The organism is Bacillus jepli, assembly GCF_047238305.1.
Taxonomy (GTDB): Bacteria; Bacillota; Bacilli; order Bacillales; family Bacillaceae_L; genus Ferdinandcohnia.
Map to the genome: position 1 here is coordinate 4,331,505 of NZ_JBDFMO010000001.1, position 23,788 is coordinate 4,355,292.

Here is a 23,788-nt window from a genome sequence, read left to right on the forward strand (position 1 = left end):
TATCTTTTGAGGGGTGCATATGAAGGTTAGATAAGGTTATTAACAATGAAAATATTTTATAGAAGGGAAGGTTTTAATAAATGGGGGCAACTAGATTAATTCTACCGATTATTTCAATTCTAATTAGCATTTTTTACTTTATATCAACTATTAATCTATCAAAAGCTAAATTGGGAGACCCAAATGGTCCTCTCTATTTTCCATTAATGATTAGTATTTTTCTTTTTATAGTGAGTGTCATTTATTTCATAAAGGAATTAAGAAATCATTACCCAAAAAATGATGAAGTGAAATTATTGTTTAAGGGAAGGGTTCCTTTTCTTATCATTTCGACATTGGTCTTATCATTAATTTATACACTCATTTTTGAAAGGGTTGGATTCTTAATCTCAACAACGCTCTTTATGTTGGCTGTGTTATTCATTGTGAATGGAAAAGAAAAATGGAAGGTTAACATTAGTGTAGCTGTTTTATTTAGTTTGGGATCATGGTACGCCTTTTCTCAACTTCTAGACGTCAGCTTACCGTAGATCAGGGGGGATAACATGGATATACAAGGAATTCTTGAAGGATTTGCAACGGTACTAAGACCAGAAAATATACTATTCGTTGTATTCGGTGGATTTTTAGGAACCATTGTTGGAATGCTTCCAGGCTTAGGACCAGCAACAGCGATTGCGGTTTTAATCCCAGTTACATTTGGAATGGATCCGACGAGTGCATTAATTTTAATGGCAACTATTTACTATGGTGCAATGTATGGTGGTTCATTAAGTTCCATCTTAATCAACACTCCTGGAGATGGTTCAGCTGTTGCTGCAACATTTGATGGTTACCAGATGGCTAAAGCTGGGCGTGCTGGTCCAGCTATTGCGATTACGGCCATTGGATCACTCATCGGTGGTTTTGTCGCTGTTATAGGATTTATGTTTTTAGCAAAGCCTTTATCAAATTTCGCTTTACAGTTTGGTCCAGCGGAATACTTTTTACTAATGCTTTTTACTTTATCAGCTGTCGTTTCCTTATCAATTGGAAATATGACAAAAGGGTTTATTTCAATGGGGCTTGGTTTAGTACTAAGTACAGTTGGGATTGACCTCCAAACAGGAGTACACCGTTTTACATTTGGCAATGTTCATTTAAGCGATGGGATCAACTTCTTAGTCATTATTATTGGTATTTATGCTGTCGGAGAAATTCTTTATAACTACCTAACTATTGATAATCCACTTGGTAAGAAAAATAAACTTGGGCGAGTTTGGATTACGAAAGATGACTGGAAAAGGTCAAAGTGGCCGATGTTCCGTAGTTCCCCACTAGGCTTCATAGTAGGTATTTTACCTGGTGCTGGTGGGGCAATTGCTTCATTAATGGCCTACAGTACAGAAAAACAACTATCCAAACGCCCTGAAGAATTCGGAAAAGGGGCAATTGAAGGATTAGCTGCACCTGAAACAGCTAACAACTCTGCAGCGGTCGGTGCTTTTGTTCCACTATTAACCATGGGTATCCCAGGTTCTGGGACAACTGCCGTCATGCTAGGTGCTCTCGTCATGCTAGGTGTTAAACCAGGTCCTCTTTTATTTGAAAGTGACCCGAACATGGTTTGGAGCTTAATCGATAGTCTATTCTTAGGAAATATTTTCTTATTCCTAATCAACGTATTAATGGTTGGTGTATTTATTAAAATTTTAGATGTACCTGCTAAGGTTCTATACCCGATTATTTTAGTGCTTGCATTTATCGGTGCTTATACAATGAATTACACGATATTAGACTTCTATATCTTAATTATTTTCGGAGTCATCGGTTTATTCTTAAAACTATACGACTTCCCAATTGCACCAATGATACTTGCTTTAATTGTTGGAACAGATATGGAACAAAACTTCAGAAAAAGTCTTGTAGCTGGTCATGGTAATCTAGATATCTTTGTGAGTTCACCAATCTCGATTACTCTACTAATTTTAACCATTTTATCACTTACTTACCCATTATTCGTGAACAGCAGAAAAAAGAAAAAAGCTGATTTAAACGAAAATAGCTCATTATAAAGGAATTAAGTCATTGTGAAAACCCTTAGCAGTGGTGCTAAGGGTTTTCATATTTTATAGGAGATTTTCAAGAACCGCTTGTAAAATTCCACCGTTTTGGTAATATTCAATTTCAACTACACTATCTAACCTCACGATAACCGCAAATTCGACTTGTTTAAGTTGGTTCTGTTTCGTTGCGATTACTTTGATTTCTTGTCCTGGTATAATACTTTCGGTTAACCCTCGTAATTCAAAATCTTCCGTTCCATCTAATTGCAAGTTTTCCGCATTTTCTCCTTCACAAAATTGAAGCGGTAATACACCCATACCTACTAGATTGCTACGATGGATTCGCTCAAAGCTTTCAGCAAGAACTGCTTTAACACCTAATAACGCCGTTCCTTTTGCCGCCCAATCCCGTGAACTTCCTGTTCCATATTCTTTCCCCGCAATGATAAGGAGGCTTTGTTTGTCATCTCTATATTTCATGGCAGCATCATAAACTGGCATGATTTCACCTGTAGGTAAGTACTTTGTGTATCCACCTTCTTTTCCATCAGCTAGTTTATTTCGAATTCGGATATTTGCAAATGTACCCCGAACCATGACATGATGGTTCCCACGTCTTGAGCCATATGAATTAAATTGTCGAACTGGAATGCCTTTTTCCGTTAAAAAGATACCTGCTGGGCTATTTACTGGAATTTGTCCTACTGGAGAAATATGATCAGTTGTAATAGAATCCCCTAACATCAATAAAGTCTTCATCTTTTTATAATCTACTTCCGTCTTACCATCTGATTTCTGTTCAAGAAAATAAGGTGCTTCCTGGATGTATGTTGACATATCATTCCAACTATAAAGTTGGCCTTTTGATGAATCAATCGATGACCAAACTTCATTTTCAAAAATCCGGTCGTATTCTTCCTTAAAGAGTTCCTCATTAATGGTAGATGTAAGGACCTTATTTATTTCCTCTGATGAAGGCCAAATATCTTTTAAATAAACAGGGTTCCCATCTCTCCCGCTACCAATTGGTTCAGAATATAAATCAATATTTACTGATCCTGCTAACGCATATGCAACAACCAATGGAGGTGAACATAAGTAATTGGCTTTTATTAGTGGGTGGACACGACCTTCAAAATTACGATTTCCACTTAAAACAGAAGCGACTAGGAGATTGTTATCCTTAATAGCCTTTTCGACAGATTCTAAAAGAGCCCCACTATTGCCACAGCAAGTTGCACAGCCATAACCATCAATATAAAAGCCAATCTCTTCTAAAGCCTGTAGAAGGCCAGACGCTTCAAGATATTTTGTAACTACACGTGAGCCTGGTGTTAAGCTTGTTTTTACATAACCTGGTTTCTGTAGCCCTAGTTGTAATGCCTTTTTGGCAACTAGACCAGCTGCTACCATCACGCTAGGATTTGAAGTATTTGTACAACTGGTAATTGCAGCGAGTACGAGCGAGCCAGTACCGATGCTACCACCCTCTTTTAATTCGACATGCTTATTTAGTTCTGCTTCATCCAGTCCATATCCACCACTTGTGATTGGCTTAGTTACGAAACTAGTAAACTCTTCCTTCATCGAACCCAAGTCAATACTGTCTTGTGGTCTTTTTGGTCCTGCAATAGTTGGTTTGATTAAGTCTAAATCCACCACAAGGGTTTCGGTAAACTTTGGATCAGGAGTCTCATCCGTTCTAAATAATCCTTGGGCATCATAATATGCCTTGATTAATGATTTGTTATCTCCCCTACCTGTAAGTTCAAGATAATCTAATGTCACTTCATCAACCGGGAAGTAGCCCATTGTTGCTCCATATTCTGGCGCCATATTCGCAATCGTTGCCCTGTCTGTTAGGGAGATATTTGTTAAACCTTTGCCAAAGAACTCAACGAACTTTCCCACTACTCCCTTTTTACGTAAGAGGCTTGTAATTGTTAAGGCAAGGTCTGTGGCCGTTACACCCTCCTGTAGTTTTCCAATTAGCTTAATTCCAACTACTTCAGGAATAACAAAATATAGAGGTTGTCCGAGCATCGCTGCCTCTGCTTCAATCCCACCTACTCCCCATCCAATTGTTCCAAGGCCATTAATCATTGGTGTATGGGAATCTGTTCCTACAAGAGAGTCTGGAAAGACAATGGTTTCTCCATTATCATTTTTTGTGACAATCGAAGTAGCCAAATACTCTAAATTAACCTGGTGAACAATTCCGTTTGAAGGTGGTACAGCTCTAAAATTTGAAAAGCTATTTTGTGCCCATCTAATGAAACGGTATCTTTCTAGATTTCGCTCGTATTCCAGCTTAAGGTTTTCAGATAAAGCTTCTTTATTACCAGAATGATCGACAATCATGGAATGATCAATGACTAAATCGACAGGAATTTGCGGATTGATGCGGGAGACATCCCCACCTTTTCGTTTCACAGCATTCCTCATGGAAGCTAAATCAACGATCGCTGGAATCCCCGTAAAGTCTTGAAAGACAATTCTAGCTGGCTTGAATGGAATCTCTTTTTTCTCCCATTGCATGTTTTCCCAGTTTGCTAGTTGTTCAATGTGGGTGGTGGTGATATGCTTTCCGTCTAAGTGCCGAACTGCGGCCTCTAGTAGCATTTTTATTGAAAATGGAAGTGAAGCAACCGGATAACCATTCGTTTCCAGGTCATTTATTCGAAAATAACGATATTCTTTTCCATCAACATATAACGTTCTTTTTAATGTTGATAAAACTTCAGACACACTCATTTGACATGCCTCCCTTATTGTTCTACTAACTGAAAAAAATAGCCTAGTTGATGAAACTCAGCTAGACTAATGAGCATTTACGTATTACCCCCCAGGAATAAATAAATCACCTTTTACTATTCTTCGTGCTGTTCTATCTAAACCAACAGAAGCTACATCTCGTAGATCCTCAGTTAAATTGACACGTACCTCTGCAATTCCTTCAGGATGGCCAATTCGAATGATTTGTTCGATGCTTCCATCTTTCTTTTTAGAGAATTGATTCGGAATTGTGCCTTCAAGTAAAGCAGATGCAGCCAAGTTATATAATCCGCTTCCGGCAAATGTTCGATGGAACCGCTTCATTGAAATCATTTTTGCTACAATGTCAATGTCATCTGCTTTAATCTTTTTCCCTGTAGAAGTTATATAATCATGTGGACTTGCAACTAGTGCAATTTTTGGAATAGAAGGAATATTTTTTGCTTCCTCCTCGTTTTTTGCCACACCACCTGCGACTGCTATCTTCAAACGAATTTCTTCGAGTTCAGATAATAACTCCTGGTTCTCTCCTACTACACGATTGTACTCAGAACCTGATAATCCAAAATCTTTTGCAGCTACATATACAAAAGGATTAACAATATCAACAAATGATGTGTCATACTTTCTTTTTTGAGTAGCTACAGTTGTCTTTAGGCCAATCGGTATTGTTTTTCCAGTTTTTCCTCCACCGGGTGAGAGGATGTTCACGATAATTTTTGCTCCAGGAGTTACGATTCCTGGCATCAAATATTCACCGGACACCCTTGCATTACCGTTTGATAAGGGTACTCGCATCTTAATCATTTTATTTATATTTTTATTAAAAGCAGAAACAGTAATAAAGTCATCATTCGGATTTGTTTGTACAAGTCCTTCATCTACTGCAAATGCTCCAATGGCAGCCATTAGATTTCCACATGTTCCTTCATCATCTACTACTGCCTCTCCAATTCCAATCTGATAGAATGTATAATCAAGGTCTGCACCTTTCACTGATGGATCTGAAATGACCATCACCTTACTTGTATGCGATGTACCGCTTCCTAAGCCATTTATTTGTGAGGGATTATATGCATCAATTCCTTCTAAAAATATTCTGTGCTGTAATTCTTTATTTGTTGGTAGATCCTTTTCATGAAAAAAGAGACCTCTACTTGTACCACCTCTATACACAACACATCGAACAGAGAATTGTGACATTTTTATACCTCCTTACTTCATTTCAGGAACAATCGTCTTGGCGATTTCTTGATCTAAATCCTCATAGTCATGAAGTTTAATTGTTTCATAAAGTTCTTTTCGCGTTTGCATCTTGTCTAGTACATCACGCTGTGTTCCTTTTTCAAATATTTGCGAGAACACAATTTCATATGCTTTCGCTGCTGCTCTTAGAGATGTAACCGGGTAGATGACCATGGCATAACCAAATGACTCAAATTCATCTGCTGTAAAATATGGTGTTTTCCCGAACTCTGTCATATTAGCTAATAAAGGAACATTAAACTCTTTACTGAAAGCTCTAAAGTCTTCTTCAGTAATTAGGGCTTCCGGGAATAAAGCATCAGCACCCGCTTCTACATATTTTCTTAGTCTCTCAACTGCAGCGACTCTACCTTCAACTGCAAGTGCATCGGTTCTAGCAACAACAACTAATGATGGTGCAACTTCTTTAATAATCTTAATTTTTTGTGCCATTTCATCTGCTGAAACTAATTTTTTCCCATTCAAATGACCACATTTCTTCGGTAAATCTTGATCTTCAATTTGTACTGCGGCAACACCAGCTTCAACCATTTCCTTTGCCGTTCGAGCAACATTTAAGATTCCTCCGAAACCTGTGTCAATGTCCGCTAATAGTGGCAAATTGGATGCACGAATAATGTCGCGTGCTCTCTCCGCAACTTCTTGGGAATGTAAAACGCCTAAATCTGGTAGACCTCTACTAGCTGTGTACGCCCCACCAGATAAATACAATGCTTTAAATCCTACCTTTTTCGCCATTAAAGCTGCCATTCCATCATGCGTACCCATGATTTTCAAGATTGGTCCCTCTGTTATATAATTTTTAAATTCTTCTGCTAACTCTTTTTGACTTTTTTGTTGTTCAATAAGCCATGTCATGATAAACCCTCTTTTCTTTGAATGAATGAAAGAACGAAGGACCCTATCGAAATAGGGCCCCTATCATTAGTCAACTAATCCAGATTCGCTAATTAATGTTTCATACATTTTAGTTTGATCTTCTAAGAACTTAGCTGCTTCACTGCTATCCTTATAAAATGAAGACCATTCATTATTTTTCACAAGGTCTTTCCAAGCATCGGTCTCAACCATTTCTCCGATTACTTTATCCCAGTAAGCAATTTCCTCTTCAGTCATATCAGGAGGTCCCATGATCCCTCTCCAGTGTGGGAATACCATATCTACCCCTTGTTCCTTCCAAGTTGGAACGTCCTCTAAACCTTCTATTCTTTCATCAGAAGAAACACTAATTACTCTGAAATTACCTGCGATATGCTGATCCTTAGATTCAGAAACTGCCATTGTAGCTACATCCACGTGACCACCTAATAGAGCTGTTACTACATCCCCGCCACTCTCATAAATCATGAAGTTTAATTTTGATACGTCAACACCGTAGGTTTTTGCTGCTTCTACGAATGATAGGTGATCATTATTACCCAAACCTGGTGCAACTGCAATTGTTAAAGATGCAGGATCCTTTTTCAATTGTTCCATCACATCTTTTGCAGTTTTGAATTCTGAGTCATTTCCTACTGCAATTGAAATCCACTCTGTTGTTAATATTGCTAGTGGAGTAAAATCTTTATACGTTAATTCACTTTGGCCTAGTAAGTTGTTTGTAATCACTAGACTTGAGTTAATCGCAAGATGATGAGCATCCTTTGTAGATAGATATTGCCAACCTACTTCTCCACTTCCCCCTGGCTTGTTAACAACATTGATGTTTTGGTCTACAATGCCTTCATCCTTAAAAATCTTCTGGATTGCTCTAGCAGTTGCATCCCAACCTCCCCCTGGAGTTGCAGGAGCTATAAGTTCGATATTTCCTGTTGGGAAAGAATCTTTTTTCCCTGAAGCTCCAGATGAACATGCAGTTGCTACAAATACTAAAGCTAAAATTGCTACTAATGAAAATAGTTTTTTCATTGTTCCACCCCTTTTATCTTTCTTAATTTTCACAACCTTATAATACTTTTTATTGAAGGAAATGTAATCGTTTTCAATTTAAAGGAATTTAACAATAAAAACATCATTTTGTTCATAAAGTTCACCAGTTTTATAAATCATGCAAATCGAATGATTCAATAAAAGTGACAAATGCATTAATTACGTTTACCTCAAGCGATTCATTATGATAAAGCATCCATGTATTACGTATTAATGGGTTCTTTTCTTTATCCTTGATAAACACTTTATAAATATCTTCATTTCCTTTTAAGATCATCCCAGGTAATATTGCATATCCAAGTCCATTTACGACCATTTCTTTACATGTATCGACTTGGTCTACCTCCATTGTAATCCTCGAAGGTTTTGTATAATTCTCCATCCACCAGTGGTCAATAATAGATTTTAAAAAATTGTCAGTTTTATAATTTATCCTAGGCAAATCTGGTAAGTTTTTTAAGTCAATTTTCTCTTTTGAGGCAACACAAAGCTGGTCTTCAAATAATAATCGCTTTTGCTCCATCCATGTATATTCACCGCGAACAAATGCAATATGAATATCCTTTTTATATAATGAATGAAAAAGATCTCGGCTCCACCCTGTAGTTACTTTGAATTCCACATTCGGATATTTGTCTTTAAACGCTCTTAGTAATTGAGGAAGCTTATATTTTGTAAAAAAACTTGAAACGCCTAAATTAATGGTTCCGACCACTTTACGCTCCATATTGGTCAAATTATCTTTTATTTGTCTAAATTTTAAAATCATTTCTTCGGCACTTTTAGCAAGGTATTCTCCCTGTGGTGTAAATTTGACACCGCGTCTATCTCTATTAATAATCTTAATTCCAAATTCTTTTTCAATTTGTTTAATCCGATTTGTTAAGGCCGGTTGTGAAATAAATAATTGCTTACCCGTTTTTGTTATATTCTTATTTTCATAAAGTACTTTAAGAATTTCCCAATCCTGACTCCGCATTCCTTTCCTCCTTTAGATATTCAGAAAACTTATGACCACTAATTCAAATACAATATTTTACTTATATCTATCAATATACTATATTTATCCATACATAATAAAGAAGTTTATAGGTGGGGGAAAACATGATTCTCTGGATAGTCATCATCATCTGTACTGGTTTTCAAACGATTTTAAACACAACTAGACCCATCATCACGTTGTATGCTTCCGAAATGGGAGCGAATACATTTGATATTGGAATTTTAACAGCAGCATATGCTTTCTTTCCTTTAATTTTCGCTATACATGCAGGGAGAATTGCTGATAAGATCGGGGACCGATTACCTGTGTTTTTTGGATTAATTGGGATTTCACTAGGTATGATCATCCCTTACTATTTTCCTTCCATGCTGAGCTTGATTGTTTCACAATTAATTGTAGGAACTGCAGCCGTCTTTATAACGGTATCCTTACAAAACATACTTGGAAATATTGCGACTGAGGAAAAGCGAGATCAGTACTATAGTTTATTCGGTATCGCGACCGCGATGGGGGCAATGATTGGTCCAATAATCGGAGGTTATTTAGGGGAACACATTTCATATGCTTCCGTATTCCTTGCTTCGATTTTTATTAATATTGTTCCTATTTTAATTTCGTTTTTTATTCCGGTACTTCGGAAGCAAGAAACTAAGCAAAAGATGAGCATCTCTGCTTCTGTCGGATTATTAAAAATGCCGTTATTACGAAAAGCATTAATATCAAGTGCACTTGTTCTTTATTCAAAGGATATTTTCATCGCCTATTTTCCGCTTTTTGCTAAACAGTATGGGATTTCAACATCTACGATTGGTTGGATTATTTCAATTCAGGGACTTGCGATTATTCTCGTTCGATTCTTACTACCAGCTTTAACTGGCAGACTTGGAAGGGACAGCGTATTAATTGCTTCCGTTTTTATGGCTGGAATATCGTTCTTAATAGTGCCGTTTACGGGAAATGTGATTTTATTAGGTGCGTTAAGTGCCCTAATGGGACTTGGTTTGGGATGTGGTCAACCACTTTCGATGACAACCACCTATAATGCTTCACCAAAATCAAGGACTGGTGAAGTTCTAGGATTGCGACTTGCCTCTAATCGGCTGTCTCAGTTAATAGCCCCTGTCTTCTTTGGATTGGTGGGATCTTGGGCTGGAATTTTTTCCGTGTTTTTTATCAGTGGAACGTTTTTACTTGGCGGCTTATTTGCCATTAAGCCAGAAAAGAAAAGCAAACTAGCTTCATAGATTACAAAGGCCTACAGCATGAAGGATAGCTGTAGGCTTCATTTATAACATTAACTATACAACGTCATATTATATTTCTCTTATTCGAATAACTGTTATAAAATATAAGTTCAAGCATCCTAACGATTGGAGAAACAAATATGAGAGGTATATTTGAAAAAATAATGCCGTATATAAAACGTGCCTGGAAATCTATTAAACGATTTTGGCGTGAAAAGCATCTGACAAAAATATTATTACTGATTATGTTAGTGTTTATTTTAGTGTCCATGCTTTTCTTTGCTTTCATGGCAAGCCAAGCGAACGTCCAGTCATTGAAGGACGGATTGCGCCAAGCAACTGTTATTTATGATAAAGACGGTGCGGTTGCCACCAATATTGTGACAAATCGTACGGAAGGTGTTCAGGTTGAAGAACTACCCGACCATGTAAAAAATGCAGTCATTGCCATTGAAGATGAACGCTTTTATAGCCATAATGGCTTTGATATTAAAGGAATCATGCGCGCCTTTTTTAATAATCTATTTGCAAGAAGAATCACTGGTGGAGGAAGTACCATTACTCAGCAGTTGACAAAAAATGCACTTCTTTCTCCTGAACAGACCTATAAACGGAAAATCGAGGAACTCTTTTTAGCCTTAGAAATTGAAAAGCATTATTCCAAAGATGAAATTTTGCAAATGTACTTGAATCAGGTTTTCTTTGGAAATGGCTCATGGGGAATAAGCCAAGCTTCTAAAAAGTATTTTAATAAAGATATTGAACAAGTATCAATTAGTGAGGCAGCAATGTTGGCCGGACTTCTCCAAGCTCCTTCTGCATTAGATCCTTATCGAAATTACGATGGAGCTATCAAAAGAAGAAATACTGTACTTTTGAAAATGCATGAATTAAAGATGATTTCTGACGATGAATATGCCCAAGCGAAAAAGGAAGAAATACAGCTTGAAGATGGCGGTGGAAGTTATATCCAAAGAAATTATCCCTATTATGTAGATGCTGTTCTAGATGAAGCCATTAAAAAATATGGTCTAACTCAAGAGGAAATTCTTACTCGTGGGTACCGAATCTATACTGAAATGGATCAACATATTCAAGCTTCCCTTGAAGCTGTCTATAAAAAGGACTACCTTTTCCCAAAAGGGAGAGATGTACTCGTACAAAGTGGAGCTGTTATGGTACATCCTGAAACAGGTGGTGTACTTGGTTTAGTCGGAGGTCGTGGTGACTATGTATTTCGTGGTTTTAATCGTGCCACCCATTTGCAGGCACAACCAGGTTCAACGATAAAGCCATTAGCTGTTTATACTCCCGCTCTTGAAGATGGATATGAGGTAACCTCCGTGCTCAAGGATGAGTTGAAAACATATGGCGATTACACACCAGAGAATTTCTCAAGAACCTACCAAGGTGAGGTAAAGATGTACGAAGCACTAGAGAATTCCCTGAATGCACCGACCGTTTGGCTGTTAGACCAAATTGGACTTGATAAAGGACTTGATGCTTTACGACGGTTTGGTATTCCTTATACAGATGAAGATAAATATCTCGGAATTGGACTTGGTGGTATGCATAAAGGGACTTCACCATTACAACTTGCAGAGGCCTATTCCGTTTTTGCAAATGATGGAAAACGACCGGATGGACATCTTATCTCGAAAATAGTAGGACCAACTGGGAATGTGATTGCTGAACATAAGCATAAAACAACTCGAGTCACTTCCAAAAAAGTAGCTGATGATATGACATCCATGCTTCTAAACGTAGTTGAAACTGGTTCAGGTAAGGGAACAAAAATCCCTGGAGTTGAATTAGCTGGAAAAACGGGTTCAACACAGCTTCCTTATAAAGATATAAATGGTACAAAGGACCAATGGTTTGTCGGATTTACGCCTAATTTCGTTGGAGCTGTTTGGTTAGGCTATGACAAAACAGATAAAACACATTATATTCAAGGAAGCAGCTCCGATTATATAGTTCCTTTATTTAGGGCAATGATGGAGGAAATGCTCCCATCGATGGAAGTAGATTCATTTGATGTTGTCTCGGTTAATGCGAAACTATCCGGACAAGAGGATCGAAAAACAATTTCAAAAGAAGAAATTAAAGAGAAGGCTGAAAAAGTGGAAGAAGCCTTAAAAGAAGAAAGTGCAAAATGGAAGCTAGTTCTGGAAGAAGCAAAAAAAGACATGAAGGATGTTAGTCAAAAACTGAAAGAAAAAGTACAAGGATTACTCGGAAACTAGATTTTCCAAAGAGTATTGTTCAAACGAGCAATACTCTTTTTAATTGATCCGAGAGTGGCGATTTGGAGCGACGTCAATCTCCTAGTTTTTGGTATTGCATGGACCTCCTCGTCGATTCGGGGGACACCGACCTCCTAATATCTGGTACTCCAGGTACCTCCACGTCGATTCGGGAGACACCGACCTCCTAATATCTGGTACTTCGTGGATCTCCACGGCCACTCGAGGGACACCAACATCCTATTATCTGGTACTTCGTGGACCTCCACGGCCACTCGAGGGACACCAACATCCTAATATCTGGTACTCCAGGTACCTCCACGTCGATTCGGGGGACACCGACCTCCTAATATCTGGTACTTCGTGGATCTCCACGGCCATGCGAGGGACGTCAACTTCCTAATATCTGGTACTCCAGGTACCTCCACGTCGATTCGGGAGACACCAACCTCCTATTATCTAGTACTTCGTGGATCTCCACGGCCACTCGGGTGACACCAACATACTAATATCTGGAATACAGTGGAACTCTATGAAGAATTAGACCGTCATCCTAACACTAAATTTACTCAATAATGAACAAAAAGCCCTCTATTTAGGGCTTTTATCAATGACTTCTATAAAATGTTTAAGAATTCCAGCTGTTAAGCCCCAAATAACCCGGTCTTCATAATAATAAAAGCATTCATCCATTCCCCGTACCTGCCACTTGTAATTTTCACCACCAATAATATCGTTGAAAGGAAAGCTTTCTTCAGGTTCTACATGAAAATTCACTTTGAAAATTTGTGGTGGATTAGCCTGAAAAAATGACAATGGTACCGTAAAAACCTCGCCAACTTCTTCTGGATTCGGGTGAATCTCATCAGGATTGGTTATCACACCTACAAATGGATAAATAATCGTACCAAAAGGTGATACAAAATAATCTAATGGGCTTACATCTGTAATCGCACTCTCTTTTATTCCTAGCTCCTCCATTGTTTCCCTTATCGCTGTATGTCTTTCATCTTTATCGGTTGAATCCATTTTCCCACCTGGAAAGCAAATTTCACCTGGCTGCCTTCTTAGTTGGCTTGATCGAACTTCAAATAGGATATGAACTTCATTATCTTTTTTAATCAAAGGAAGAAGAATGGAAAAGCGTTTGAATTCACCAAGACCTAATATGGATGGAGTTCGATTGTTGATAACACTGACAATTTTATCTATTTCCATAGTTCACCTCGAATATTTATTGTTTTAAGCCTTTAAAAGCTTGAATAAATTCAATTGGCTCTTCTTTTATATGGTAGGAGAATACTCCTTGATTGGTATGGAGGTATAAAAAGCTTGTTCGGTAGGATACATCATACACATGTTCTAGTTGAAATTCATTTGCAGAAGAAAGGATTCTGTCTTCAAATAATCGTAGTTGATGATGTGTTTCGATATATTTTTGTTCATTCCACTCAATTTTTCTTTGTATAACAATATACGAATGAGATGCAATAAATTTCACAGATTCTCCCCTTTCTTTCCTATATTGTATCAGAAAATGACGAGCACTGGGCTCCCATTATCCATTATAGAAAAAACCACAGTGAACTATAATCACTGTGGTCATCATACTTATTGTTGTACTAATTCTTTTTCAAGAGCTTGTAAACGTTCCTCTACTTCTTCCTCAGTTAAACCATTCTCTTCTACGTAACGGTTACGTGGATGAACACGACATTCATGAGTACAGCCTCTTAAATATTTATGCTCATTTTCTTCAGAACATAGAATTTGTTTATTACATTCTGGATTTGCACAGTTTACATATCTTTCACATGGTTCACCAGTGAAATGGTCTTTACCAACAATAACGTGTTCTTTTTGATTTACTGGAACAGCAATTCTTTCATCAAAAACATAGAGTTGGCCATCCCAAAGGTCCCCTTGTACCTCAGGATCTTTTCCGTAAGTTGCAATACCACCATGAAGTTGGCCGACTTCCTCAAAGCCTTCTCTCACTAACCAACCAGAGAATTTTTCACAACGAATACCGCCTGTACAGTATGTTAAAATCTTTTTACCTTCAAGCATGTCTTTATTTTCACGTACCCATTGTGGTAAATCGCGGAATGTTTCAACGTCAGGTCTGATTGCACCTCTGAAATGTCCTAAATCAAATTCATAGGTGTTCCGTGCATCAAGAATAATCGTATTCTGATCTTGCATTTTTTCATAAAATTCTTTTGGACTAAGATATTTACCGGTTAATTCATGTGGATTTATATCATCCTCAAGACTTAAGTTCACAAGCTCAGGACGTGGTCTAACATGCATTTTCTTAAATGCATGACCATCTGCTTCATCAATTTTAAATACAATGCTAGCGAAGCGTGGATCTTTTCTCATTTCTTCCATATACTTGTCAGTTTGTTCAATTGTACCGGAAACTGTTCCGTTAATCCCTTCAGTCGCGACTAAAATACGACCTTTTAAACCAATTTCCTTACAGAACGCAAGATGCTCTTTAGCAAATTCTGCTGGGTTTTCAATTGTCACATACTGATAATAAAGTAATACTCGATAAGGTTTTGTTTCTGTCATTATTTTTCGACCGCCTATCATTAATATTTGCAAGATATGAATGTGTTTAGGATCGAATTACACTTTTTCTCTTACATCAGTGTATTGTATCAAATTCTTTAATACTAAATCAACGTTTTATACATTCCTTATATTGTAAAGTCGTTTTTTTTCTACAATAATATATCTATTTTCGACATTTGATATATAATATATCTTGTCAAATTTTTTTGGATGGGGGTTTCAAATATGAGTTTACCAAAAGCGTTAACAATTGCAGGTTCTGATAGCAGTGGTGGAGCTGGACTACAAGCCGACTTAAAGACTTTCCAAGAAAATGGGGTTTATGGCATGTCAGCCTTAACTGTAATTGTTGCGATGGACCCAAATAATCGTTGGAATCACCAAGTGTTTCCCGTTGAGCATGATATCATCAAGGCACAATTAGCAACAATTCTTGATGGCATTGGTGTTGATGCGGCAAAAACTGGAATGCTTCCTACTGTTGATATTATTGAAATTGCTGCAGATGCGGTAAAAAAACATAATCTTCAAAAGTTTGTGGTTGACCCTGTTATGGTTTGTAAGGGCGAAGATGAAGTTCTATTCCCAGACCATGCCGTTGCTCTTAAAGAAATACTTACTCCACTTGCCACCGTCATTACTCCAAATTTATTTGAAGCTGGCCAACTAAGTGGAATTGGTTCGATTACAACTGTCGATCAGATGAAAGAAGCTGCTGTTAAGATACATGACCTTGGTGCAAAATATGTACTTGTAAAAGGTGGCGGAAAGCTAAAACATGATAAAGCAGTAGATGTTTTATATGATGGAAAAGAAATAGAGATCCTTGAAAGTGACCGTTTTGAAACAACATTTACTCACGGTGCAGGCTGCACTTCTTCTGCAGCGATTGCAGCAGGACTTGCAAAAGGATTAGATGTAAAGGAAGCCATATATGAAGCGAAGAAATTCATTACAGCTGCCATTCGTCATTCCTTCCAGCTAAATGAGTATGTTGGTCCAACAAATCATGCTGCACGTCGACTTTACGGTGATAACTAAGCTGTAGAAAAAACTCTAAAGCTTTACTAATCTTAGGTAATGAAAAACCTGCCTAGACGAATTTTAAAGATGATGGTAATATTGTGAATATCATAGAATAATAGATATTCACTTGTAGAAAGCCATAGGTAAGGAGTGTAGAAAGATGCCTAGGATTAACAAAGATATCGTTAAATTTTTACGCAAAAGAAACAACATGACTCAACGTGATTTTGCTAAAGCTGTAAATTGCAGCTTTGCGCTAATTGCTCTTGTCGAAGTTGGCAAACGCAGAATTACAAGCAACCTTGAAATGAAAATCAAAGAGTCTTTTAATTTAGATGATCAACAAATATCATCCCTTGCATCCATCGTTCAAGAAGTAGCAAAGGGCGTACATCCTTATATGTAAAATAAAAAAGCAATTGGACATGTGTGCCAATTGCCTTTTTATTGGATTCTTGTAAAACCATATTCCTCAAATAGGGTTATGGCTTCCTCACTTGATAAGTATTCATAAAATAGTGTTGCTTCTTCCACATGCTTCGAAGATTTTATAACCCCGATTGGATAGATAATGGGTGAATGGTATTTAGAGTCCACACTCGTGATAACTTGAATATGATCTGACGTTTCCGTATCTGTTTTATAAACAAATCCTGCATCAACATTTCCTGTTTCAACATATGTAAGTACTTGACGAACATCCTTAGCAAGAACAAGCTTATTTTCAATGGTATCCCACAACCCCATATGATCTAGGGCTTCTTTTGCATATGCACCTGCAGGGACAATTTCTGGTATACCGATTGAAATTCGCTCTGCTTTTTTCAAATCTTCCACCGATTTAATATTTTTATTATTATCTTCCGGAGTGATTAAGACAATTTCGTTACCGATTAAATTTTGTTGAAATTCCTCATGAACGAGCCCAGCTTCTCTTAAGTCATTGAATTTCTCCAGTGATGCAGATAAAAATAAGTCTACCGGCGCACCTTGTGATATTTGCTGGGAAAGTGCACCTGATGCCCCAAAATTAAAGGAAATATCGATTGTTGAATGCTTTTCTTCAAAGTTTTCCTTTAATTCCTGGAGCACATTTTGCATGCTTGCTGCAGCAGAAACGGTTATCCCCATATTTTTAACATCTTCAGTTTTCTTAGGTGACCCACATGCATTTAATAATAAGACAAGTATGAGTAAAAAAATGAACCTATACATAAAACACCTTCCCCTAGTTAGTATAACTAAAAGGAAGGTGTTTTTGAACAATTATAGGTTTAATAATTCAACGTGCTTGACTATGTGTTTTACAAGTCCTTGACGATACTCTTCTTCTCTTTCATTTAACGTGTTGAAGAAAATAATATCGTAAAATACTAGAATTTTTAATGAACGTTTGTTAATTCGTAAACAAAAAATGGAAAAGTTTTTTCGCTTTTTCTATTTTTTGAGAATTCACAAGCACTCCCATCACCATATCGGATTCATCAATTGCTTCTTTAAATAGTGGAACTGTAGTCACAAGTTGATTATTTTGTGACTACATTTTCACATATTATTCCATTTCCTTAAAAGCTAAATCCGCTAACTTAGCAATTGTCATGTCGTCCATTGGTGGGTTATGAAGTCCTGCTCTCACATCGCGATAGTATCTTTGTAGTGGATTGGATTTATGTAGACTTTTTGCACCGACAATTCGCATTGCTTTATCAACTACAGAAAGTGCACTATTTGTAGCAATGTATTTGGCAAGACCTAATTCTGGTCCAAGTTGGCTACGGTCAACAGTTCGATCCCATTTGTCAACAATTGAGTACAGTACATGACGTGCCTGAAGCAGCTCAGCTTCCATTTCCCCAACGACTCGCTGAACATTTGGTATCGTTCTTATCGGCCCCTTTATACTATTTGGTGAGTATTCATTTGCGAATTTCACTGCATAATTTCTAGCAGCAATTGCAATTCCTAGGTAACATGCTGGAATATGCAGCATCCAGCCACTTGGTATTGCTTTTAATTCTGGGGTTAAAATTTCTACTAAATCATGTTCTTCCAGTTCTACATTTGTAAGTACTAAATCATGGCTTCCTGTCCCCCTCATCGAAATGGTATTCCACGTTTCTTCTATTGTAACTCCAGCTTTTGAGCGTTCGACCAAAAACTCACCCACTTGATCTGTGCCTTCTATCGAAGCAATGACGCCGATATAATCAAGGACAGGGGCCATGGTTGTAAATGATTTTCTTCCCGAAAGAATCCACTTATACCCTTCTTTTTTAGCAGTTGTTTGAGGTTTTCCTCCTCGAGTAGGGCTGCCCGTTTGGGGCTCTGTTGCAGCACGATTGTATAAGGCTCCTTGCAAAACCTGGTTTGCATAAGAAGAAAGTTTCTCTTCATCCCAGCGCTGCTTCTCAAATAAATCCATGGTTGCGCCAAGATGCCATCCAATCGACAAGGCGGTTGAGCCATCCCCAACAGCAAGCGTTTCTTGCAACAATACAAAGTCATACAAGGAAAGACCTTCTTTCCCTCCATATTCCTTTGGTACTGAAAGACTTGTATAGCCTGTTCTTTTTAAATCCTCAATATTTAATATAGGAAATTCTCCTGTTTCATCATACTTTTGAGCTCTCTCATAAAATCTCTCTGCTAATTCGCTAGCCAGCTTATATAAATGCTTTTGTTTCTCTGTTTTAATAAATGAAATGGGCATTTTCACCTCTCCTTTTTCGAATCATCCTTACTAATTCAATATGTATATTATACTATTCCTATTTGAATAATTAAAAATAAATGCGCAAACCTGAGGATGTGACACTTCATGAGTTCGTGATTACTTGATGTTAAAAGAAAAAAGCTAGACAAAACAGGTACTGTTTTATCTAGCTCCTCGATTAATCATTGTCGTTGTTATCTTCATCATCATGATGCTTTTTATAATGATGCATTGGGATATATCCATGTTCTTTTATTTTTTGGTAATGCTCGTCCAACCATTTAAGCTTTTTATCGGCTTTCTCTTTTGGAAGAACGCCATATTCAACATATTTGTCAATAATCGATTTCTTTGTTTCAAGGAGTTCAAGATAAAGCTTATCGAGCTCTTGCTTCTGCTGATCAGTAAGCTCTACCTTAGGTCTTTCTTCACTCTTCTCCACTTCAGCGTTTGCATGGATTCCTCCTAGAAGAAAGAAACTTAATAGTAATACAAAACCAGTCATTCTTTTCATCTAAATACTTCCTTTCTCAATTGTGTACCAATTCGTTGTTAGTATCCATTATTATCCAAGTTTTATTCATCCCATTTAAAAAGGTGGCCATAATGGCCACCTGTATCTAAGATGCTTTTTGCTTTTCTTGTATCGACTGTGCTTTTGTTTTCTTCATCTTTGTTCCAATAAACACAACAGCAATAATGACTAGTGCTTCAAATCCATATTTGATCCATGGATTATCAAAAAAATCCTGTAGGAATGGTTCTCCTACAATCATTTTTGATGCTGTCCAGGCCAGTATTGCTGCACCGATTGTAACAATGATTGGAAAACGATCAATTAATTTAATAAACAACGTACTTCCCCAAACCATAATTGGGACTGAAATTATCAGCCCTGCAATGACCAAAACAAAACTACCATGAGCAGCACCGGCAACTCCAAGAACGTTATCAAGTCCCATTAACGCATCGGCAACAATTATTGTTCGAACCGCGGATCCAAAAGAACCTTTCGCCTCAATTTCATGATCCTCTTGATCATCAACGAGGAGCTTATAGGCTATCCAAATGAGGAGAATTCCTCCAACGAGATGTAATCCAGGTATCTCGAGAAGCCATACTACAACTAAGGTAGCAGCTGCACGTATGATAATGGCTCCTACGGTTCCCCATATGATTGCTCGTTTTTGCTGGTTCTTAGGTAAATTTCTTGCGGCTAAACCGATAACGATCGCATTATCGCCTGCTAAGACGAGATCAATTACTACAATTGCAAGTAGAGCTGAAAAAAACTCTCCTGAAAACAATTCCATAAGTAATTCACCTCAAAATTAGGTTCCCCCAAATTACATTTATCTTTTAAGAATTTGTTCATTAAAAATTGGTATCATAATTGGAAAAATATATTATAATCGTTACAACGATTCATTATTACAACATATAGTACTAGTAGAAAAATTTTATTTTTCCTAGGAGAAACGGGGAGTATGAATGAAGAAGTTAATTCCATTTGGTTACTTTGCTTCGATTGTATTAATTTTATCTGGTGTTCTTTATTTTTTTGCTGCAAATTGGCCAGAATTTACACGTTTTGAAAAAGTGGCACTTGCAGTGGCTGCGATTGCTTTATTTTATTTATTATCGGTCCTTTCCTCAAAACTCCTTTCACATCAAGTATTTTTAGGGAAATGGCTATTGGTTGCAGGTGCAATTTCCTTCGGCTTATGCGTTGCATTAATTGGTCAAATATACAACTCTCATGCAGATAGTTATGTACTTTTCCTTATTTGGCTAATACCTGCATTACTGCTTGCGATTTGCACACGTTATGCACCTTTGTCTATTTTAAGCTTTGTGCTTTTCCACCTTGCCTATTGGTTCTATATGAATCCCTCATCATACTTCATCGTCCGCACAGATTTTCAGGAGTGGCTCATATATCTCATCATTGCTGTTATTAATTTAATCGTATTTTTGCTAACCTTTACGCGATTTTTAGCAAATCATTCGATTCGTTATATGTCTTATACAATGACACATGCCATGTTAATCGGAATGAGCATCTTTGAATTGTATGAACCGTATAGTGGGTGGACGAATGTTTTATATCTTGTATTTGCGTCCATATCTTATTTCTATCTTGTTACAAAGAAAATTGATAAGTATATTTCAATCATCTTATTCACTATGGTTAGTATTTACGTGTGTACGAAAATCATTGAAATCCCATTTTTGTTTGGAGATGCAATGGGTTACCTTGGATTACAAATAATCGGTTCAATAGCCTCGATCGCCCTGATAGTTGGTGGGGTTCTGCTCGCAAGACATTTATCGGCGAAACATACAGAGACTCCGGTGAGTCAGGCGGTCAAAGGTATCTTAATCGTGATTGTCACACTTATAGGATCCTTTATGTTTTCGATTAGTTTCGGAGGAGTTTTATTCCTGATCTTTTCTAGTTTTTATCCAACTGTCATTTTAAGTGTAATATTTATTAGTGTAGGCTTATTTGTGCAAAAGCTTGGACCCTATGTCCGAAACACATTGCTGTTTATCGGTTTTTTCTCGGGTCTACTTGAGGCATTTTTCCTATCGACATCCATTACGATTTTCTTTTTAATCGTATCGGTCGTGGTCACAATCGTCATGAAGGATGGAATCATTCGTTTTTTAAGCTATACAACAATCATTGGTTGTTCCTTGAATCTTTTCCTAGATGCATGGGGCCAATGGGTACACTTAGAGTTTGTGTTGATAGGATTTGCCCTGTTAAACGCAATCATCTATTATGTCGTTCGTTCAGAAACTAAATTAAAAAGAATAAGTTCATTCTATACTTTGCTCTTCTTCTATTCACTAACTTTTTTAGATAATTTGTTATGGCAGGAGATTTTATATAGTCTGGTGTTCTTTATCATTACGACAACATTAGTCCTTTTCTACTCTCGCCACGACGATGTATTTATGTTTCGAATGACACTTGTCTTCTGGATTGCATTATTTATTTCTACCTATTATGACTTAGTTTGGTCACTTGTACACAAATCACTTTCACTTCTAGTTATCGGGCTTGTCTTCTTTACAATTACCCAATTCTTTGATCGAAGGTCGGGTGTAAAAGTGATTGAAAATGAAATAGTATTTACGAAAAAGCAGTGGAGTCTGATTGGACTTATATTCCTTCTCCAATTAGGATTTGTCGGATACCAAATTGGAAGCAATGAATCGCTTTTGCAAAATGGAAAAGAAATTACGCTCGAATTGGCACCAGTTGATCCCCGTTCCATGCTTCAGGGGGACTATGTTACCTTACGTTATGAAATTGCCGAAGTTCCTGAACTAACAAATGTTCGTTCCGGAAATCGGGTTTACATCCTTGCTAAAAAAGATCAAAATGGAGTGTATCAACGTGAGAAAATACTTACCTCCATTGACCCTAAAGAATATCAACTTGCTGAAGATGAAGTTCTGATTGCAGGTAAATACAATGGATATGATGGGGTAATCCTTGGGATTGAAAGCTATTTTGTCAAAGAAGGAACTGGGTTAGATCTTCAACTTGATGCCAAACATGCAAAAGTAAAAGTTGCGAAAAACGGAAATGCAATAGTAGAAACCATTTATTAAGGAGGCACACTTGCCTCCTTTTTCTCATGAAAAGTACTAAAAATCTAAATAATCATGATATAATTTATTCATACTACAAAGAGGGGAGAATCGGAAAATGTTACATAACCTATATGAAGCTTTAGATAATAATTACACCGAAATGGTCAATATCCGCCGTTATTTACATCAACACCCAGAAGTTTCTTTTAAAGAATATAAAACAGCTGAATACATTGCGAATTTCTATAAAAACATCGGGGTCGAGGTGCGCACAAATGTTGGAGGCAATGGAGTTGTTGCAAAAATTCACGGTGACAAGCCAGGTCCTACGGTTGCCCTAAGAGCCGATTTTGATGCACTCCCAATTCAAGATGAAAAGGATGTACCCTATAAATCGACTGTACCTGGTGTGATGCACGCTTGTGGCCATGATGGGCATACCGCTACATTACTTGTACTGGCGAAAACACTCCATGAATTGAGAGATCAACTTGCAGGAAATGTTGTTCTTATCCACCAACATGCGGAAGAATTTGCTCCAGGGGGCGCAATTGCGATGATTGAGGATGGCTGTCTCGAAGATGTAGACGTCATTTTTGGAACCCATTTATGGTCAACTACCCCTACAGGAACAATTGAATACCGTGTTGGTCCAATTATGGCTGCAGCCGACCGGTTTGAAATTAAGGTTCAAGGGTCTGGCGGACACGGGGCGCATCCGCATACAACAAAGGATGCAATTGTGATTGGATCCCAGCTTGTCATGAATTTACAACAAATTGTAAGTAGACGAGTTGATCCGATTGAATCTGCTGTCGTAACCCTTGGCTCATTTGTTGCAGAAAATCCATTTAACGTGATCGCAGACTCTGCGAAACTTGAGGGCACTGTACGAACATTTAGTGAGGATGTACGAAGTCAAATTGAGGCAGAAATTGAACGAATCGTAAAGGGAACTTGTATTGCATCTGATTCCTCTTACACATATGCCTATCACCGAGGTTACCCTGCTGTCGTCAATCATAAGGAACAAACTGATTTGCTTGTGGAAGTTGCAGAGAATGTACCAGGTGTTGTGCATGTAAATGAAACTGCACCTCAAATGGGTGGTGAGGACTTCGCGTATTATTTACAGCATGTTCCAGGAAGCTTTTTCTTTACAGGGGCAAAGCCAGTAGATGAAGCAAATGCCTATCCACATCACCATCCTAAATTTGATATTGATGAAAAAGCCATGCTCATTGCTGCAAAAACATTGGGAGCTGCAACCCTGAACTACTTATCAATAGAAAAATCTGAGGAAGCTACAGTGTAAAAAGGGCTTGCCAAACAAGGCTAGCGACTTTTGC

Annotated in this window: 20 protein-coding genes; 8 read left to right on the forward strand and 12 right to left on the reverse strand. The window is 37.5% G+C overall.

The window, feature by feature from the left end:
* The first annotated feature begins 80 nt into the window (after window positions 1-80).
* Window positions 81-530 carry a tripartite tricarboxylate transporter TctB family protein gene (locus ABC371_RS22040; RefSeq protein WP_412898761.1) on the forward strand — a complete coding sequence of 150 codons (450 nt, stop codon included), beginning with the start codon at window positions 81-83 and terminating at the stop codon, window positions 528-530.
* Between the two features lie 15 nt (window positions 531-545).
* Window positions 546-2,054 (forward strand): tripartite tricarboxylate transporter permease, encoded by a 1,509-nt coding sequence (locus tag ABC371_RS22045; protein ID WP_412898762.1) that lies wholly within the window; start codon window positions 546-548, stop codon window positions 2,052-2,054.
* A gap of 54 nt (window positions 2,055-2,108) precedes the next feature.
* Here the strand turns inward: ABC371_RS22045 and acnA are convergent, their stop codons facing one another.
* The 5 genes from acnA to ABC371_RS22070 form a co-directional block, all read right to left on the reverse strand.
* Window positions 2,109-4,799 carry an aconitate hydratase AcnA gene (gene acnA / locus ABC371_RS22050; protein ID WP_412898763.1) on the reverse strand — a complete coding sequence of 897 codons (2,691 nt, stop codon included), beginning with the start codon at window positions 4,797-4,799 and terminating at the stop codon, window positions 2,109-2,111.
* A gap of 84 nt (window positions 4,800-4,883) precedes the next feature.
* Window positions 4,884-6,023: a PrpF domain-containing protein gene (locus ABC371_RS22055; protein ID WP_412898764.1), complete on the reverse strand. Its 1,140-nt coding sequence runs from the start codon at window positions 6,021-6,023 to the stop codon at window positions 4,884-4,886.
* A 12-nt stretch (window positions 6,024-6,035) separates the two neighbouring features.
* The gene (prpB, locus tag ABC371_RS22060; protein ID WP_412898765.1) at window positions 6,036-6,944 is read right to left on the reverse strand and encodes a methylisocitrate lyase; all 909 of its coding nucleotides are present in this window, start codon (window positions 6,942-6,944) and stop codon (window positions 6,036-6,038) included.
* Between the two features lie 66 nt (window positions 6,945-7,010).
* The gene (locus ABC371_RS22065; protein WP_412898766.1) at window positions 7,011-7,994 is read right to left on the reverse strand and encodes a tripartite tricarboxylate transporter substrate binding protein; all 984 of its coding nucleotides are present in this window, start codon (window positions 7,992-7,994) and stop codon (window positions 7,011-7,013) included.
* Window positions 7,995-8,124: 130 nt separating this feature from the next.
* The gene (locus ABC371_RS22070; protein WP_412898767.1) at window positions 8,125-8,994 is read right to left on the reverse strand and encodes a LysR family transcriptional regulator; all 870 of its coding nucleotides are present in this window, start codon (window positions 8,992-8,994) and stop codon (window positions 8,125-8,127) included.
* Window positions 8,995-9,119: 125 nt separating this feature from the next.
* On the opposite strand from ABC371_RS22070, the gene ABC371_RS22075 reads away from it, so the two are divergent.
* On the forward strand, window positions 9,120-10,262 hold the full coding sequence (locus ABC371_RS22075; protein WP_412898768.1) for an MFS transporter: 1,143 nt from the start codon (window positions 9,120-9,122) through the stop codon (window positions 10,260-10,262).
* Between the two features lie 164 nt (window positions 10,263-10,426).
* On the forward strand, window positions 10,427-12,508 hold the full coding sequence (locus ABC371_RS22080; protein ID WP_412899422.1) for a transglycosylase domain-containing protein: 2,082 nt from the start codon (window positions 10,427-10,429) through the stop codon (window positions 12,506-12,508).
* A gap of 591 nt (window positions 12,509-13,099) precedes the next feature.
* Here the strand turns inward: ABC371_RS22080 and ABC371_RS22085 are convergent.
* The 3 genes from ABC371_RS22085 to trhO all read right to left on the reverse strand — a co-directional run bounded on the left by ABC371_RS22085 (window position 13,100) and on the right by trhO (window position 15,088).
* Complete coding sequence (locus ABC371_RS22085) at window positions 13,100-13,726, reverse strand: NUDIX hydrolase (RefSeq protein ID WP_412898769.1); 627 nt, start codon at window positions 13,724-13,726, stop codon at window positions 13,100-13,102.
* A 16-nt stretch (window positions 13,727-13,742) separates the two neighbouring features.
* The gene (locus tag ABC371_RS22090; protein WP_412898770.1) at window positions 13,743-14,009 is read right to left on the reverse strand and encodes a hypothetical protein; all 267 of its coding nucleotides are present in this window, start codon (window positions 14,007-14,009) and stop codon (window positions 13,743-13,745) included.
* Window positions 14,010-14,119: 110 nt separating this feature from the next.
* Window positions 14,120-15,088: an oxygen-dependent tRNA uridine(34) hydroxylase TrhO gene (gene trhO, locus ABC371_RS22095; protein WP_412898771.1), complete on the reverse strand. Its 969-nt coding sequence runs from the start codon at window positions 15,086-15,088 to the stop codon at window positions 14,120-14,122.
* A 228-nt stretch (window positions 15,089-15,316) separates the two neighbouring features.
* Here trhO and ABC371_RS22100 point away from each other — a divergent pair, with 228 nt between their 5' ends.
* Together ABC371_RS22100 and ABC371_RS22105 are read left to right on the forward strand one after the other, a co-directional pair.
* Window positions 15,317-16,132 carry a bifunctional hydroxymethylpyrimidine kinase/phosphomethylpyrimidine kinase gene (locus ABC371_RS22100; protein ID WP_412898772.1) on the forward strand — a complete coding sequence of 272 codons (816 nt, stop codon included), beginning with the start codon at window positions 15,317-15,319 and terminating at the stop codon, window positions 16,130-16,132.
* 145 nt (window positions 16,133-16,277) lie between these two features.
* The gene (locus tag ABC371_RS22105; RefSeq protein ID WP_412898773.1) at window positions 16,278-16,523 is read left to right on the forward strand and encodes a helix-turn-helix domain-containing protein; all 246 of its coding nucleotides are present in this window, start codon (window positions 16,278-16,280) and stop codon (window positions 16,521-16,523) included.
* A 38-nt stretch (window positions 16,524-16,561) separates the two neighbouring features.
* Here the strand turns inward: ABC371_RS22105 and modA are convergent, their stop codons facing one another.
* The 4 genes from modA to ABC371_RS22125 form a co-directional block, all read right to left on the reverse strand.
* Window positions 16,562-17,332, reverse strand: a complete 771-nt coding sequence (modA, locus tag ABC371_RS22110) for a molybdate ABC transporter substrate-binding protein (RefSeq protein WP_412898774.1) — start codon at window positions 17,330-17,332, stop codon at window positions 16,562-16,564.
* 337 nt (window positions 17,333-17,669) lie between these two features.
* Window positions 17,670-18,827 (reverse strand): acyl-CoA dehydrogenase family protein, encoded by a 1,158-nt coding sequence (locus ABC371_RS22115; RefSeq protein WP_412898775.1) that lies wholly within the window; start codon window positions 18,825-18,827, stop codon window positions 17,670-17,672.
* Window positions 18,828-19,008: 181 nt separating this feature from the next.
* Entirely contained in the window at window positions 19,009-19,344 is a 336-nt protein-coding gene (locus ABC371_RS22120; protein ID WP_412898776.1) for a DUF2680 domain-containing protein, read from the reverse strand.
* Between the two features lie 106 nt (window positions 19,345-19,450).
* Window positions 19,451-20,143, reverse strand: a complete 693-nt coding sequence (locus tag ABC371_RS22125; protein WP_412898777.1) for a TerC family protein — start codon at window positions 20,141-20,143, stop codon at window positions 19,451-19,453.
* A gap of 178 nt (window positions 20,144-20,321) precedes the next feature.
* On the opposite strand from ABC371_RS22125, the gene ABC371_RS22130 reads away from it, so the two are divergent.
* Window positions 20,322-22,457, forward strand: a complete 2,136-nt coding sequence (locus ABC371_RS22130; protein WP_412898778.1) for a GDYXXLXY domain-containing protein — start codon at window positions 20,322-20,324, stop codon at window positions 22,455-22,457.
* A 97-nt stretch (window positions 22,458-22,554) separates the two neighbouring features.
* Window positions 22,555-23,754, forward strand: coding sequence for a M20 family metallopeptidase (locus tag ABC371_RS22135; protein WP_412898779.1), 1,200 nt, complete (start codon window positions 22,555-22,557; stop codon window positions 23,752-23,754).
* The last annotated feature ends 34 nt before the right edge of the window (window positions 23,755-23,788 follow it).

What these genes read in the sequence shown, in the direction of transcription:
- ABC371_RS22045 (WP_412898762.1), top strand. Translation starts at nt 546, where the DNA reads ATGGATATACAAGGAATTCTTGAAGGATTTGCAACGGTACTAAGACCA.
- trhO (WP_412898771.1), bottom strand. Translation starts at nt 15,088, where the DNA reads ATGACAGAAACAAAACCTTATCGAGTATTACTTTATTATCAGTATGTG.
- ABC371_RS22065 (WP_412898766.1), bottom strand. Translation starts at nt 7,994, where the DNA reads ATGAAAAAACTATTTTCATTAGTAGCAATTTTAGCTTTAGTATTTGTA.
- ABC371_RS22135 (WP_412898779.1), top strand. Translation starts at nt 22,555, where the DNA reads ATGTTACATAACCTATATGAAGCTTTAGATAATAATTACACCGAAATG.
- ABC371_RS22075 (WP_412898768.1), top strand. Translation starts at nt 9,120, where the DNA reads ATGATTCTCTGGATAGTCATCATCATCTGTACTGGTTTTCAAACGATT.
- ABC371_RS22125 (WP_412898777.1), bottom strand. Translation starts at nt 20,143, where the DNA reads ATGGAATTGTTTTCAGGAGAGTTTTTTTCAGCTCTACTTGCAATTGTA.
- ABC371_RS22085 (WP_412898769.1), bottom strand. Translation starts at nt 13,726, where the DNA reads ATGGAAATAGATAAAATTGTCAGTGTTATCAACAATCGAACTCCATCC.
- ABC371_RS22080 (WP_412899422.1), top strand. Translation starts at nt 10,427, where the DNA reads ATGCCGTATATAAAACGTGCCTGGAAATCTATTAAACGATTTTGGCGT.
- ABC371_RS22105 (WP_412898773.1), top strand. Translation starts at nt 16,278, where the DNA reads ATGCCTAGGATTAACAAAGATATCGTTAAATTTTTACGCAAAAGAAAC.
- ABC371_RS22115 (WP_412898775.1), bottom strand. Translation starts at nt 18,827, where the DNA reads ATGCCCATTTCATTTATTAAAACAGAGAAACAAAAGCATTTATATAAG.
- ABC371_RS22055 (WP_412898764.1), bottom strand. Translation starts at nt 6,023, where the DNA reads ATGTCACAATTCTCTGTTCGATGTGTTGTGTATAGAGGTGGTACAAGT.
- prpB (WP_412898765.1), bottom strand. Translation starts at nt 6,944, where the DNA reads ATGACATGGCTTATTGAACAACAAAAAAGTCAAAAAGAGTTAGCAGAA.
- ABC371_RS22120 (WP_412898776.1), bottom strand. Translation starts at nt 19,344, where the DNA reads ATGAAAAGAATGACTGGTTTTGTATTACTATTAAGTTTCTTTCTTCTA.
- ABC371_RS22070 (WP_412898767.1), bottom strand. Translation starts at nt 8,994, where the DNA reads ATGCGGAGTCAGGATTGGGAAATTCTTAAAGTACTTTATGAAAATAAG.
- ABC371_RS22100 (WP_412898772.1), top strand. Translation starts at nt 15,317, where the DNA reads ATGAGTTTACCAAAAGCGTTAACAATTGCAGGTTCTGATAGCAGTGGT.
- acnA (WP_412898763.1), bottom strand. Translation starts at nt 4,799, where the DNA reads ATGAGTGTGTCTGAAGTTTTATCAACATTAAAAAGAACGTTATATGTT.
- ABC371_RS22040 (WP_412898761.1), top strand. Translation starts at nt 81, where the DNA reads ATGGGGGCAACTAGATTAATTCTACCGATTATTTCAATTCTAATTAGC.
- modA (WP_412898774.1), bottom strand. Translation starts at nt 17,332, where the DNA reads ATGTATAGGTTCATTTTTTTACTCATACTTGTCTTATTATTAAATGCA.
- ABC371_RS22130 (WP_412898778.1), top strand. Translation starts at nt 20,322, where the DNA reads ATGAAGAAGTTAATTCCATTTGGTTACTTTGCTTCGATTGTATTAATT.